Origin of the sequence: Rickettsia parkeri (assembly GCF_051427245.1) — a bacterium.
In the GTDB taxonomy this organism is placed as follows: domain Bacteria; phylum Pseudomonadota; class Alphaproteobacteria; order Rickettsiales; family Rickettsiaceae; genus Rickettsia; species Rickettsia rickettsii.
In genome coordinates, this window is record NZ_CP195774.1 from 1,056,723 (window position 1) to 1,070,772 (window position 14,050).

A 14,050-nucleotide genomic window follows, 5' to 3' on the forward strand; every position below is an offset into this window, starting at 1 on the left:
ATCACTTACAGTTTATGCTAATTAATTTTTGGTTAAATAAGAGGTTTTATGAGTAAAGACGGTAACCTAGATACAAGTGAATTTGATCCTTTAGCAAATAAGGAATATACAGAAGAACAAAAGCAAACATTAGAACAAGAACAAAAAGAATTTTTATCTCAAACTACAACCCCAGCACTAGAAGCTGACGATGGTTTTATCGTTACTTCTGCATCTTTTGCTCAATCTACCCCTTCAATGAGTGTTTTATCGGGCAATATCTCTCCTAGTCAGACATCAGACCCAATAACCAAGGCTGTAAGAGAAACAATTATACAACCGCAAAAAGATAATTTAATAGAACAAATATTAAAAGACCTGGCAGCCCTTACAGACCGTGATTTAGCTGAACAAAAAAGAAAAGAAATAGAAGAGGAAAAAGAAAAAGATAAAACATTAAGTACTTTTTTCGGTAATCCGGCTAATAGAGAATTTATTGATAAGGCTTTAGAAAATCCTGAACTTAAAAAGAAATTAGAATCAATAGAAATAGCCGGCTATAAAAATGTGCATAATACATTTAGCGCCGCTAGTGGATACCCTGGTGGATTTAAACCGGTACAGTGGGAAAATCACGTAAGTGCAAGCGATCTTAGAGCAACAGTAGTTAAAAATGATGCAGGTGATGAACTCTGTACCTTAAATGAAACAACTGTTAAAACTAAGCCTTTTACTTTAGCTAAACAAGACGGTACTCAGGTTCAGATCAGCTCATATAGGGAAATAGATTTTCCTATAAAACTTGATAAAGCCGATGGGTCAATGCATTTATCGATGGTAGCATTAAAAGCTGATGGCACAAAGCCCTCCAAAGATAAAGCCGTATATTTCACTGCCCACTACGAAGAAGGACCAAACGGTAAACCTCAACTTAAAGAAATAAGCTCACCAAAACCTTTAAAATTTGCCGGAACCGGAGATGACGCAATAGCTTATATAGAGCATGGTGGAGAAATTTATACACTTGCGGTAACACGCGGTAAATATAAAGACATGATGAAGGAGGTAGAACTAAACCAAGGACAGAGCGTTGATTTATCGCAAGCTGAAGATATTATAATAGGACAAGGACAAAGTAAGGAACAACCGCTAATAACTCCACAGCAAACAACAAGTTCATCGGTTGAACCACCTCAGCATAAACAACAAGTACCGCCAATTACTCCTACTAACCAACCACTGCAACCTGAGACTTCACAAATGCCACAGTCGCAACAAGTGAATCCAAATCTTCTTAATACAGCTACGGCTTTATCAGGCAGCATGCAAGATTTATTAAATTATGTAAATGCAGGTTTAACAAAAGAAATTGATAGCAATAAACAAATTGATTTAATTAAAGAAGCAGCCACGGCAATTCTTAATAATGAGAAAAGTGATATTGTTGAAAAGCAGGCTAATATCATTGCTTTAGCTGAAAATACGGTCAATAATAAAAACCTCAAACCGGATGCAAAAGTAGCTGGAGTCAATGCAGTATTAGAAATCATAAAAAATGATCAGAATACCCCAAACCTAGAAAAATCAAAAATGCTTGAAGCTACAGTAGCTATTGTTTTAAATTCAGAGAATCTTGAGCCAAAGCAAAAACAACAGATGTTAGAAAAGGCAGTAGATGTCGGTTTAAGTCTTAAAGATGATGCAAGTAGAGCTGCAACAATTGACGGTATTAAGGATGTTGTAATAAAAAGTAACCTTTATACTGAAGATAAAGGGACAATGCTTATAGCAGTAGGTGATAAGGTTAATGTATCTGAATTAAGCAATGCGGAAAAACAAAAATTATTAGGTTCTGTATTAAAGAAAGGTGTAGAAGCCCAAGTTCTCAGTCCGGCACAACAACAATTGATGCAGCAGCATTTAGATAAGATTACGGCAGAACAAACTAAAAAAGATACAATAAAAAAAGTAAATGATATTTTGTTTGATCCTCTAAGTAATACTGAATTAAAAACAACAAACATACAAGCCATTATGTCTAATGTTTTAGATGGTCCGGCTACAGCAGAAGTCAAAGGCGAAATAATTCAAGAAATTACTAACACAGTTGCAGGAAGCTCGCTTGAAGCTCAAGACAAAGCAGCGATTATTAAAGGGGTAGGCGAGACTATAGCTACTCATAGTGATACCTCTTTATCCTTACCTAATAAAGCACTTATTATGGCATCAGCGGAAAAAGGTATTGCAGAAAGTCAGACCAATTTACCTGATAGAGAGCTAATGACTAAAGGGTTAGTAGACGGTATTTATGAAGGCAAAGGAGGTCCTGAAATAACTAAGGCAGTTTCTAGCGGGATCGATAATAGTAATAGTAATGACTCTGAGAAAGAGGCACTTAAAAAAGCTAAAGATACAGCGAGTGAGGCAGCTTTAGATAGAGACACTCAAAATTTAACTGAAGGATTAAAAGGACAGAATATAGAAGAACACAAGCCTCACGATGATATATATAACAAAGCTCGAGAAGTAATTAACGCTGTTAATCCTGTTATAGAAGCATTAGAAAAATCTAAAGAACCGGTAGTGTCGGCAGAAGAAAGAATTGTACAAGAAACTTCTAGTATATTAAATAATATCTCTAAGCTTGCAGTTGAGAAAGTCAATAATTTGCGTTCTATGCTTTCTCCAAATGGTAACCTTAAAACTCTTGAAGAAAAAAAAGAGGAATCAATAAAAAAAGTAGATGAGCTGGTAAAGGCATTTGGTACTAAATCTTCTACTGAAGAACAGCAAAGTTTCATTAAAACTAATTTAATTGATGATAAAACTTTATCTAAAGAGGTACGTTTACAAACTATAGATAAGTTATTACAAGAACAAAAACGAGCAGAAGCAATTGAAAACCCTAGTTTTAAAACGGAAGATGTAAGGGTAGTATCAGGAAAGTCTAAATTAAAACCTATAAGTAAAGATAATCCAGATATTGAAAAAGCTAAAATGGTAGTAGGAAGAGATAGAGTTAATATCAAAGGGAATATAAAAATTATGGGAGCATTAATGAATGCAAGAGATATCATTCAGTCGGAAAATTTAAATAAATCAACACCTATTAAAAGAGAGTCTTCCCCTCCACAACGCTGATCAAGATTTGTATTCTGTATATTATCAAGGCAAGCAATGTTATTCCCGCTTCTGCGGGATGACATAAATTATATCACAACGTAATCAGGATGGCAGCTTGCCATTATGCATTAGTTTTTAGTTTTTCTTTCCAGCTAAACATTTTACTAAATTATTAACGGCTTGTTGTTCTTCCGTGCTATTAATTTTCATAAAATTTCTTGAAACTTCAATGCACATACGTTGATGTTGAGTATGTACGGGCTGCGGTTTATTAGCTTCTTCTAAACCTTCAAAGAAATAATCAATATTCCTATCTAAAGCTTCTGCGATTAGTACTAGCCTTCCTACAGAAATTCTATTAATTGCTTTTTCGTATTTTTGTAATTGTTGATGCGTAACATCAATTACTTCAGCCAGTTGTTGACGAGACAACCCCTTAGCGAGTCTTAAAGAATAAATTTTCTTGCCGATAAAACTATCGATTTTTTGTATAATATCGTTTTTTCTACCCATTATCCTCTCCTTGGTTACTACTAATTACATCTATATTTAAAAATTTTCTTTGAACAAAAATGATATTATCCTATATTATTATAAAACATGTGGTTATTAATAATTTAATACCGTTAAACTTATCCAAGTGTAAGTAGAAATAATACCATAAATTAATATTATAAGCAACTATAAAATAACATTTTTTAAGTTTTTTGTAATCATTTGGTAAATAATTATTAAAGAATAAAATTATTTCTTATCAAATAAAAATATCATAAGAACTTTAAAATTATTTGTAAAATATGAATACCTTATGTTTTAAAAACTTATTTACTGAAGCATAAATTAACAATTTATAAAAAATAAAATTTTGGTGCATTATAGAAAAATATAAAATTAATGCAAGGAAAAAATTTCATTTCTATATTAATATTTCAAATCAAGGATAAAGTATAGTTTCATTTTAATTATAAATTAATTATTTACAGCGAACTTATTTAAGATTAAATATAAAATTAATAATAACAACTTAGCTTTTATAATGAGAAAAATTTTTAATTGTCTTTACGTAGCCTTATTTAGAACAATAGAAGATGATGGTGTCGAACATTCGGGATATATGTCATTCATGATACTTTTATCTATTTTCCCTTTCCTAGTATTCTTATTAGCTTTAACAAGCTTTTTAGGAGCTTCAGAACTTGGTCAAAATTTTATACAAATTTTTCTAGAGAGTCTTCCGGAACAAGCAACGGAATCAATAGAAAAAAGAATACGCGAATTACTAAGTGCTCCTCCTCAAAGTTTAATGAATCTTGCCATAGTAGGCAGTATTTGGACTGCTTCTTCTTTTGTAGAATGTTTAAGGACTATTTTAAATCGTGTATATCAAATAAAATCTCCACCCCCTTATATAAGAAGAAGATTACTTAGTATTATACAGTTTCTTATAATTAGTGCCTTGATTACCTTTACTATGTTTCTTTTAGTGGTGATTCCAATATTATTTACAAAAATTCCGATAATATTAGAGACCATTGAAAAATATAAGATCATTTTAAATTTTATAAGATATTTTTTAATTTTAATTTTATTATTTTTAGGTGCCTCATCTTTGTATTATATATTACCTAATGTAAAACTAAATTTTATTGATGTATTTCCAGGGGCTTTATTAACTGTGATATTATGGATAATAAGCGGCTATTTACTTTCAACTTATATAGTCTACTATAATCAATTAAATCTAATGTATGGTTCACTTGGTAGTATAATAGTTACATTAATATTCTTCTATATTATAAATATGATATTTATCTATGGTGCGGAATTTAATTATCTAATGAAAAATTATGAAAATATAGAGTGAAGTGCAGCTTAAAGCACTTCATCAGAAAAATAAAATACTTAATTGAAACAATTTCGGCAGTTTTATATTTAATATTTTATATCAATCTTTATTTTAGTTGTAAAAAACAATTATTGTTTAGTTTTTAGGTTTTGTGAACAAAATACAAATTATTTAAAAAAATCCGGTTTAAATAACATAAAGCTCGCCTGAGATGATGTCGGTAATGGAGTTAAATTATATTGTGGATCGAAAGCATTCCCGTAAATTTTTTCTATTGTTTGGAGCGAACTTGGAGATTTTAAAGCCAACAATATTGACTTTAAAATAGTAAAAATTGCTATATATGGATCGGTTTCGGGGGAAGATAAGCGATGTTCTAAACGTTTGGGAAAAGCATTTGGAGTTCGTACGGCTACGCTTCTATTATTTCCACCGTACGATATATGCGTAGGAGCCATAAATTTTTTATTTATCCGTGCATAATCTAGAGTAGTAGGCATAAAAACGAGTAGGGTGTCTAACATATAGTGACATAGCCCTTGTGCTGCTAAAATTATATAATAATCATTGAACTCGGAATTAAAATTAATATGAAAATGCATACTATTACCATAATCATCCAAAAACGGCTTAGGCGAAAAATCTATATAACCGTTTAACTGCTGTGCCATTTTTGTTAAAATAGTTTTAACCTCTAATATATTTTTTATATATTGTATTAAGTTTACAGAAGGGGGAAGATCTATTTCAAATTGGTTATTGCCTTTTTCTTTTTTTATTTTAGCAATTTTAAATCTAGCTAAGTATTTTCTTGAAAGTATTTCAAATTTAGCTATATCAATATTGTGACTTAAATAAAACTCTATTTCTACGCCAATAATAGGGATTAGGTTATAGTCTTGATGAAATTGTGCTATTATTTTTTCTAGCTGTTTATTTTTTTGTAAACGACCGGATAAAGTATTAATAAAACTATTATAATTAATATGGGATATTTTCATGGAAGGATTAATAAACGGATCAGTTTATTATAAAATTTTTGATAAAACATTCAATAATTCTAGTCATAGATATATAAAAAAAAATAACTCTATAAATGAAACAGAAATAGTTGAAAACAAAAAATCTATTACTACTTATTTTAAAGCACAAGATATTTTAATTTTAAACCAAGTACATGGCAATCAAATTGTTAATGCTGATGAGTCCATAATTGCCGTACCTGAAGCAGATGGCAGCATTACAACTAAGAAAAATTTAATATTAGCGGTACAATCAGCAGATTGTGTACCGGTATTACTTGCAAGCGGCGACGGTAAAATAATCGGAGCGGCACATGCAGGCTGGAAAGGAAGTATAAATAATATTATTAGCAATATAGTTACTAAAATAACAGAAAAAGGAGCAAAGAATTTAATAGCAGTGATAGGTCCTGCTATAGCTCAAAGTTCATATGAAGTTGATGATGAATATTATAAAGCTTTCTTAAGTAAGGATATTAACAATAAACAGTTTTTTATAAACTCTATAAAAGAAAACCATTATATGTTTGATTTACCGGCTTTTGTAGAGTTAAAACTTAAAGAAGCAGGCGTCAAAGATATAAAAAATATTGCTGAAGATACTTACACAAATCCGTTAAAATATCCAAGTAAAAGACGCTCATATCATTTGCAAGAACCTTATAATCAGAATATATTATCAGCTATCGTAATGAAATAATGGCATTGCTAAATAAATATTGATGGTTTGAAAAAGCTACACCATTGCAAGGAGGCGTTGTTGCATGGACACTGAGTCATCATTGTGAGCAGCCGTAGGCTGCGTGGCAATCTAGAAAATAATTAAAAAATTCTGTAAATTAGAATTTTTTACTGGATTGCTTCGTCAATTACTTTGTAATTTCCTTGTAATGACGGGAAAACCGGTATACGCAACAATGCTCACTCGCAATAACGATATCTATCTTTATTTAGCAATGCAAAAATAACTCTTCATTTATCGGAGTATATTAATGAATCAAGATAAACCTTACTATCAAATAGTTTATGCACCAAACGATATTTTTAAAAAACAAGCAGAATATATAGACATTGTTGATGATAATATTCGTACTATTGTCGATAAAATGCTTCAGAATTTACATATAGAAAGGGCAGTGGGATTGGGTGCTAATATGGTAGGAATATTAAAGCGTATAGCGGTAGTTGACCTACATGAAAATAATAAATCATCGCCTATAGTTTTTATTAATCCGAACATAACTTATTTTTCAGAAGAAAAACAAACTTTTATTGAGGGTTCTTTATCGTTTCCAGGCATTGAAGCATCTATTACACGATCAAAAGCAATCAAGGTAAAATATCTTGATTATAACGGTAATAAGCAAGAACTAGCAGCAGAAGGCTTTTTAGCAACTGTAATTCAGCATGAAATAGATTATTTAAACGGCAAAACTTTCTTAGATTATTTATCAAAACTTAAGCGTGATACACTACTTAAAAAGATGCTAAAGCATATCAAACTCCATCCTCCACATATTCACGGTAGCGGTTGTAGGCATTAGACATTTTCTCAAACTTCGCTGCTTCTAGAGGTAATTTATACATCAAGCCTAGACTCGTATCCTCACGTACTAGTTTGTACGCTGCGGTGACAAGTGCTTTCGTGTCTCCTTTAAATTCCTCTCTATAAGTGTTTGGAAAGATGTCTATTAAAGTTTTTGACATTTAAATTTAAAATATGTTATAACTGACTAGTTAATTAACTAGTTCATTATATAAAAAACACAATTACAGCCTTTGATGCTAAAACCCATTTTTCTAAATTATTAGACCGAGTTAGTAAAGGTGAAGAAATTTTAATTACTAAAAGAGGAAAAGCTGCTGCAAAAATTGTTCCTATTGATTCTCATAATAATATTGAAATAGCAAAGATTGCAGCTCTTAGACTTCGAAAACTTGCAAAAGACATTAATTTACAACCATCGGATTTAGAAGTATGGCTAAATTACAAAAATGAGGGTAAGAAGTAAAAAATGCTCTCTTTTGTTTTAGATTCTTCAATTGCTTTATCATGGCTTATGCCTGATGAAGTAGCAAGCTTGGGTATACTAGATAAAACCATAACAGAAGGAGCAATTGTCCCTGCTATTTGGGGACTTGAGATTGGAAATGTATTATTATGTGCAGAGCGTGCAAAACGTCTTACTTCAAATCAACGTCACCAAGCAATTTATACTTTAAAGGATCTTTACATCAAAATTGATCAAATAACATTGGAACATATATGGTTTGAGACAATGGATTTAGCCGTACAATATGGATTAACACTTTATGATGCTAACTATTTAGAGCTAGTATTACGCTGTGGGTTACCAATAGCAACACTTGATAAATCCTTAAAACAAGCAAGTAAAGCCGTTGGGGTCGTAGTATTGTGATCACATCTTCACAAGTCGTAGCCAAGCTGCCCAGTCACGTTTGCCTAAATCTTCTTCAAACGATAATAAGTCTTTTACCGTCTGCTTACATATTTCTACGGAAGGGATTATAAGCTCTTGTTCTTTTGTAGAATTTAGTAGGCATTGCGTTTTACAAGCTTGTTCTAAATGGTAAGTATAAAACATAGCTTCATGAATAGTTTTTCCGCAAGTAATAGCACCGTGATTACGAAGTAACATCACATAATTCTGTTTAAGGTCAGTAACAAGTCTACTACTCTGTTTGTCGGCATCTAGTACTAGAGAATTATAATTATGATATGATATTCTGTCGTAAAAATGTAATGCCCATTGACTGATCGGTAAAAGCCCGCATTTTAAAGCAGAAACGGCAATAGCTGCAGGAGTATGATAATGAAAAATAGCAGAAATATCAGGGCGTGTTTTATAAATACTACCATGAATAAAGTAACCGGTTTTATTATATTGATATTCTTCTCCTTCTAAAATTTGTCCGTCTAAACTAACTTTTAAAAGATTCTCTGTAGTTACTTCTTCAAATCTTAGTCCAAAAGGATAAATATAGTAAAAAACGGCATTTTTAGGTCTTGCGGATAGATGCGTATAAGTATGATCATCCAGCGATAAATACGCCATTATTCGGTAAGCGGCAGCTAAATTATATTTTATATCCATAATTGTTAAAATCTATATTGGTTTTATGTTATTCTCGCGTGATGTTGTTGCGTGAATCAGCTTTCCCATCTGAGCTACGGAAATTGCATAGCAATTGATGAAGCAATCTCAGAAATCTGTTATTATTTTATGAGATTGCCACGCAAGTACTACAACTGCTCGCAATGATGGGGTAATATCTACACAACAAGGCCACACAGGAATGACATAGGAGCTGTGCAACAAAATCCTCAACGCTATTTAAAAGGAGCGTATACCGCTTCTTCCTTTGTTTCTATAATCGCTTCTTTAGAAGCTTTTATGCATTCTTGTAAGGATTTCTTACCTAAATACGGTACTAGATTATAATTTAATATATAACATTGTAAATTATCTTTCTTACCGCTAAAGTTAAATTCAATTTTATTGCCTTGCTCCAATAGCTTTTTAACTTCTGTTGTTTGCTGGATAAAATTCTTTTGTTCTAAGTTTAAGTGTTTGATTCTTAGTATATTTTTTACTACGGAAAACGTAGAAACAGCAAGAAGCAGAAGGAATATAAATAACTCTTTATTACTTTGCTTGTGTAAGAAAATACTATTTTTAACATACGAAGCTGCAATCATTCCGATAGCTATAACATAACATCCAAGATATCTAAGTAATGATGCCCCTCTAATTGCCTCTTCATAACTAAAGTTAAAGAAATATAAATATAACCGCCACAAAGCAAAAATTATAAAACACGCAAACGTACTTATCAGGAAAAATTTATATTCTTTCAGCAAATCCGGTTTATATTTACGAATTCCGTACCATGCAGCTATACAAATAGTATATACAACTAAACTTCCTTCTTTTAATAAGAATAACAAGAGAAATTTACCGTAATTTAGTAATAATGATCTATGCTGTTCATTAAAATTTTCAGCAATATATACTAAATTGCTAAAACTATGTTCGCATCTGTCAAAAAAATCATGGGTGTTTTTAAAATAACTCATCCAAATAAAATTACACAAAATAGGTAAAGTAAGTAAAATCAGATACGTAATATAATCACTTGATTTTTTAGGCTTTTTATAAAAAATTGTATAATGAGCTATAAGAATTATCGAAGCAAAACTAGCAAGCCATGTTCCAATTTCTCGGAAAGAGGCAAGTAATATCGTAATAGGTAAAATAAGTAATAATGCTTTTTTCTTGTCTTCCGCAAGGATATAAATTGCAAAAATAGCTCCGAACATTAAGCCAATAGTACTATCGTTATATATTGAACGAATTCCGGTCGTATATAATACTACGTCGCAAAGTAAAAGTGAAAACAACATTCCGGTTTGCCACAATTTCTTATTTGCGGCTAAAGGAGCTAGAAATGCTAAATGTAATAAGAAATGAGCAAATAATACGTTACCGTCCGAATAACCTGAAAGTAGCAGCATAAAATAATGATAAACGGCAGCTCCTCTTGGATAATGGGCATGAGTAGTAATAATGGAAGTTAACGAAGACTGATTTTCAAAAACACCGAAATATAACAATTCTTTAGTAAATATTCCCCAATGTGAGAAATCATCATAAGAATGCAGCGATGCATCTCTGGTATAAAGAAAAAACAAAAGAATCAATAAAGTAAATACAATGATTTCAATTATATTTTTTCTAGATTCCTGCTTCCACAGAAATGACATGAAGGAGGTATTATTGCGTAGATCAAGAAATGCGTGCGGTGTCATACCGTGACTTGACCACGATATCCAAAAATATAACTTAAAAATACTAAACATTTTTAACTGGATCCCGCGATCAAGTCGCGGGATGACAGGAGCGGAGCCACCCCCTACAACAACGCCTATAAAATGCAGGAATGACATGAAAGCTAAAAATATACCGATGAAATAATATATATATGTTGCAGCCGGTAATAGCTTTAACATAGCAAAACAATATAAAATCGGTACTAATATGCTGATTGTTATGGGAATAGCGAAAGTCAATTTTGTTTTGAAATATTTGGCAAAAAAAGATGAAAACCCAAAAATGCTTAATATTGGTATTATGATCATATTAATTTGTAAATAATTTTTTGGTCATTGCGTGAACCGGTAAAACCCACTGTGTCACCCCGTGGCTTAACCACGGAATGACAGAGGTGAAATTGATTCACGCAACAAGGCCACGCGGAAATGATATAGAACGAAAATGTCCGGTACTATAGGTATCCAATACCCGCTCGCAACAACGCCTTTATCACCCGTGTTTAATTTTAGCTTGTGCTGCGGCGATTCTTGCTATAGGGATACGGTATGGAGAACAAGAAACATAGTTTAAATTCATTCTATGAAAAAATTCTATAGAGGCAGGGTTCCCTGCATGTTCTCCGCAAGCTCCGAGTTTCAAATTAGCATTACTGCTTTTTCCGCGTTTTATAGCAATTTCAATTAATTCTCCTACTCCTTCTTCATCGAGAGTAGTAAATGGATCGGATTCAAAAATCTTTTCTTCTAAATAATATGGAAGAAAAGAGGCAATATCATCTCTAGAAATTCCATATGTAGTCTGAGTTAAATCATTAGTACCAAAACTAAAATAGTCAACTTCCTTAGCTATTTTCTTACTGCCGAGTGCTGCCCTGGGTAGTTCTATCATAGTACCGAGCGTAAAGGAAAACTTATATCTATAACGTTGCTCTAATTCCTCTATTACCGCATAAATATCCATTTTAAGCTTTTGTATTTCACCTACATTGCTAATTAAAGGGATCATTAATTCTAAGTTACATTCTATATGTTCTTTTTTATGTAGCTCAAAAATAGCTGTAAAAATTGCTTCAATTTGCATTTGGTAAATTTCCGGCGAACATATACCAAGTCTACATCCACGGTGACCGAGCATAGGATTTACTTCATGCATAGCATGAAGACGTTGATTAATCATGGATAAAGGTAGATTTAAGCTATTGGCCAAATTCTTTTTATCTTCTTCGGTGGTAGGTAAAAACTCATGTAACGGCGGATCAAGTAATCTAATATTTACCGGTTTATCTTTCATTACTCTGAATAAAGCTTTAAAATCCTCAGTTTGCAGAGGTAATAATTTCTGCACGGCAAGCTTTCTCCGTTCTATATCAGGAGCAATAATCATGTCTCTTACTAAAGGAATTTTATTTTTATCAAAAAACATATGTTCGCTACGACATAAACCTATACCTTGAGCTCCAAACTTTACAGATACTAAAGCATCGTTAACTGTTTCAGCATTTGCACGAACTTTTAAGCTACTAATCTCGTCTGCCCAATCTAAAATTAATTTTGATTCTTCACTGAAAGTAGGTTGAATTAACGGCATTTCACCTAAGAAGATTTTACCGCTACCTCCGTCAATCGTTATAATATCACCTTGTTTAATAACTATGTCGCCTGCTGTTAATATTTGCTTTTTCTCATCTATAGATAAATTACTTGTGCCACAAACACAAGGCTTCCCCATACCTCTTGCCACAACTGCAGCATGTGAAGTCATTCCCCCTCTAATAGTTAAAATACCTGAAGAAACATGCATTCCGTTAATATCCTCAGGACTAGTATCATGGCGTACTAAAATTACTTTATGATGATGAGATAATTTTTCGGCATCATAAGGTGAGAATACTGCAATACCTGTTGCAGCCCCAGGAGAAGCAGGTAGCCCCTCAGCAATAGAAGTAAGCCCCTTACTGTAATCAATTCTTGTATGTAATAATTGATTTAATGATTCCGGATCGATTCGCATTAAGGCCTGTTCTTTAGAAATAAGCTTTTCTTCTACCATTTGTACGGCAATATTAATAGCAGCAATGGCTGTTCTTTTTGCAGTACGTGTTTGCAAAATATATAGCTTATTATTTTCTATAGTGAATTCTATATCCTGCATATCTAAGTAATGTTCTTCAAGCTTTTGTGCAATTTGTGATAACTCCTTAAACACTTCTGGCATCATTGCTTGCATAGAATTTGAATCATTTGCAATAATAGGCATAGGTGTTCTAGTTCCCGATACTATGTCTTCACCTTGAGCATTTATTAAAAACTCTCCAAAGAGCTTTTTTTCTCCTGTAGAAGGTGATCTAGTACAAGCAACTCCCGTAGCTGAAGTTTTACCTAAATTACCGAACACCATTGCTTGGATATTAATAGCCGTACCGAAATCCTCCGAAATATTATTGATTTTTCTATATATAACCGCTCTATTACTCATCCAAGAATGTAGCACCGCTTTAATTGCCGATTCTAACTGTTCATAAGGATCATTAATCAGTTGCTTAGTATACTTAATATGCAACCGTTTGAAATCATCAATAATTTTTTCTAATAATTCTACAGTAATATCGCTATCTTTATGAATATCGGCTTGCATCTTGTGCTTTTCGTAAATTTGTTCAAATAGATCACTAGGTATAGATAATACCGTTGAACCGTACATTTCTAAAAATCTTTTGTAACTATCAAGAGCAAATCGTTTATCACCGCAGGAATCCGCAAGAGCATTACACACTTCGTTATTCATTCCAAGATTAAGGATAGTATCCATCATTCCAGGCATTGAAACCGTAGAGCCCGAACGCACCGATAACAATAAAGGATTGCTTGTACTGCCGAAAATTTTACCGGTAATTATTTCAAGTTCAGTGATAGCTTTTTTTAAGTCGCTTTGAAAGTTTTTAGGAAAGTTATTATTGTGGGTATAAAAATAATTACATAGCTCTGTAGTTATTGTAAAACCATCAGGAATAGGTAGTTTGAGGTTGGACATTTCGGCAAGACCAGCACCTTTGTTACCAAGTATATTTTTCATGCTAGCGTTTCCATCACTACCATTACTGCCAAAATAATAAATTAATTTTTTCATATCATATATCAAAATTTGCTAACAATTTATGTGTTTAGGAGCATTAAATACATATTTATACAGTATGAAAAAAATAGTGGCAACGTTAAATTAAGAAT

The 14,050-nt window shown here is 32.2% G+C and carries 12 protein-coding genes and 1 pseudogene; 8 read left to right on the top strand and 5 right to left on the bottom strand.

Annotation, left to right across the window (positions count from 1 at the left end; translation table 11 throughout):
- Window positions 1-48 precede the first annotated feature (48 nt).
- On the top strand, window positions 49-3,120 hold the full coding sequence (locus ACSFFC_RS06015) for a Sca4 family spreading effector (protein WP_014410726.1): 3,072 nt from the start codon (window positions 49-51) through the stop codon (window positions 3,118-3,120).
- A 117-nt stretch (window positions 3,121-3,237) separates the two neighbouring features.
- On the opposite strand, the gene ACSFFC_RS06020 is transcribed toward ACSFFC_RS06015, so the two are convergent.
- The gene (locus tag ACSFFC_RS06020; protein WP_010977292.1) at window positions 3,238-3,615 is read right to left on the bottom strand and encodes a helix-turn-helix domain-containing protein; all 378 of its coding nucleotides are present in this window, start codon (window positions 3,613-3,615) and stop codon (window positions 3,238-3,240) included.
- Window positions 3,616-4,138: 523 nt separating this feature from the next.
- Here ACSFFC_RS06020 and ACSFFC_RS06025 point away from each other — a divergent pair.
- On the top strand, window positions 4,139-4,966 hold the full coding sequence (locus ACSFFC_RS06025) for a YihY/virulence factor BrkB family protein (RefSeq protein WP_010977294.1): 828 nt from the start codon (window positions 4,139-4,141) through the stop codon (window positions 4,964-4,966).
- A 149-nt stretch (window positions 4,967-5,115) separates the two neighbouring features.
- Here ACSFFC_RS06025 and ACSFFC_RS06030 read toward each other — a convergent pair whose 3' ends face one another.
- Window positions 5,116-5,949: a type I glutamate--ammonia ligase gene (locus tag ACSFFC_RS06030; RefSeq protein WP_014410727.1), complete on the bottom strand. Its 834-nt coding sequence runs from the start codon at window positions 5,947-5,949 to the stop codon at window positions 5,116-5,118.
- On the opposite strand from ACSFFC_RS06030, the gene pgeF reads away from it, so the two are divergent.
- From pgeF to ACSFFC_RS06055, 5 genes and pseudogenes are all read left to right on the top strand, one after another.
- Window positions 5,948-6,670, top strand: a complete 723-nt coding sequence (pgeF, locus tag ACSFFC_RS06035) for a peptidoglycan editing factor PgeF (protein WP_004995662.1) — start codon at window positions 5,948-5,950, stop codon at window positions 6,668-6,670. The genes ACSFFC_RS06030 and pgeF overlap by 2 nt on opposite strands.
- 71 nt (window positions 6,671-6,741) lie before the next feature.
- Window positions 6,742-6,854, top strand: a pseudogene (locus tag ACSFFC_RS06040) (lytic transglycosylase domain-containing protein); the annotation flags it as partial.
- Between the two features lie 108 nt (window positions 6,855-6,962).
- A complete protein-coding gene (gene def / locus ACSFFC_RS06045; RefSeq protein ID WP_004995657.1) occupies window positions 6,963-7,514 on the top strand; it encodes a peptide deformylase in 552 nt (183 codons plus the stop codon).
- A gap of 213 nt (window positions 7,515-7,727) precedes the next feature.
- A complete protein-coding gene (locus ACSFFC_RS06050) occupies window positions 7,728-7,982 on the top strand; it encodes a type II toxin-antitoxin system Phd/YefM family antitoxin (RefSeq protein WP_081497812.1) in 255 nt (84 codons plus the stop codon).
- A 3-nt stretch (window positions 7,983-7,985) separates the two neighbouring features.
- Window positions 7,986-8,390, top strand: coding sequence for a type II toxin-antitoxin system VapC family toxin (locus tag ACSFFC_RS06055; protein ID WP_014410728.1), 405 nt, complete (start codon window positions 7,986-7,988; stop codon window positions 8,388-8,390).
- On the opposite strand, the gene ACSFFC_RS06060 is transcribed toward ACSFFC_RS06055, so the two are convergent.
- Together ACSFFC_RS06060 and ACSFFC_RS06065 are read right to left on the bottom strand one after the other, a co-directional pair.
- Complete coding sequence (locus tag ACSFFC_RS06060) at window positions 8,391-9,086, bottom strand: class II aldolase/adducin family protein (protein ID WP_010977301.1); 696 nt, start codon at window positions 9,084-9,086, stop codon at window positions 8,391-8,393.
- 236 nt (window positions 9,087-9,322) lie between these two features.
- On the bottom strand, window positions 9,323-11,002 hold the full coding sequence (locus tag ACSFFC_RS06065) for a hypothetical protein (protein WP_331270831.1): 1,680 nt from the start codon (window positions 11,000-11,002) through the stop codon (window positions 9,323-9,325).
- A gap of 28 nt (window positions 11,003-11,030) precedes the next feature.
- Between ACSFFC_RS06065 and ACSFFC_RS06070 the strand changes: the two genes are divergently transcribed.
- Window positions 11,031-11,147, top strand: a complete 117-nt coding sequence (locus ACSFFC_RS06070; protein WP_014273508.1) for a hypothetical protein — start codon at window positions 11,031-11,033, stop codon at window positions 11,145-11,147.
- Window positions 11,148-11,315: 168 nt separating this feature from the next.
- Here ACSFFC_RS06070 and ppdK read toward each other — a convergent pair whose 3' ends face one another.
- Complete coding sequence (ppdK, locus tag ACSFFC_RS06075; RefSeq protein WP_014410730.1) at window positions 11,316-13,952, bottom strand: pyruvate, phosphate dikinase; 2,637 nt, start codon at window positions 13,950-13,952, stop codon at window positions 11,316-11,318.
- Between the last annotated feature and the right edge of the window lie 98 nt (window positions 13,953-14,050).

Bases quoted from the DNA above. Each gene is read 5' to 3' on its own strand.
- pgeF (WP_004995662.1), top strand. From the start codon at position 5,948: ATGGAAGGATTAATAAACGGATCAGTTTATTATAAAATTTTTGATAAA.
- ACSFFC_RS06015 (WP_014410726.1), top strand. From the start codon at position 49: ATGAGTAAAGACGGTAACCTAGATACAAGTGAATTTGATCCTTTAGCA.
- def (WP_004995657.1), top strand. From the start codon at position 6,963: ATGAATCAAGATAAACCTTACTATCAAATAGTTTATGCACCAAACGAT.
- ACSFFC_RS06065 (WP_331270831.1), bottom strand. From the start codon at position 11,002: ATGTTAAAGCTATTACCGGCTGCAACATATATATATTATTTCATCGGT.
- ppdK (WP_014410730.1), bottom strand. From the start codon at position 13,952: ATGAAAAAATTAATTTATTATTTTGGCAGTAATGGTAGTGATGGAAAC.
- ACSFFC_RS06070 (WP_014273508.1), top strand. From the start codon at position 11,031: ATGCTGATTGTTATGGGAATAGCGAAAGTCAATTTTGTTTTGAAATAT.
- ACSFFC_RS06025 (WP_010977294.1), top strand. From the start codon at position 4,139: ATGAGAAAAATTTTTAATTGTCTTTACGTAGCCTTATTTAGAACAATA.
- ACSFFC_RS06020 (WP_010977292.1), bottom strand. From the start codon at position 3,615: ATGGGTAGAAAAAACGATATTATACAAAAAATCGATAGTTTTATCGGC.
- ACSFFC_RS06055 (WP_014410728.1), top strand. From the start codon at position 7,986: ATGCTCTCTTTTGTTTTAGATTCTTCAATTGCTTTATCATGGCTTATG.
- ACSFFC_RS06030 (WP_014410727.1), bottom strand. From the start codon at position 5,949: ATGAAAATATCCCATATTAATTATAATAGTTTTATTAATACTTTATCC.
- ACSFFC_RS06060 (WP_010977301.1), bottom strand. From the start codon at position 9,086: ATGGATATAAAATATAATTTAGCTGCCGCTTACCGAATAATGGCGTAT.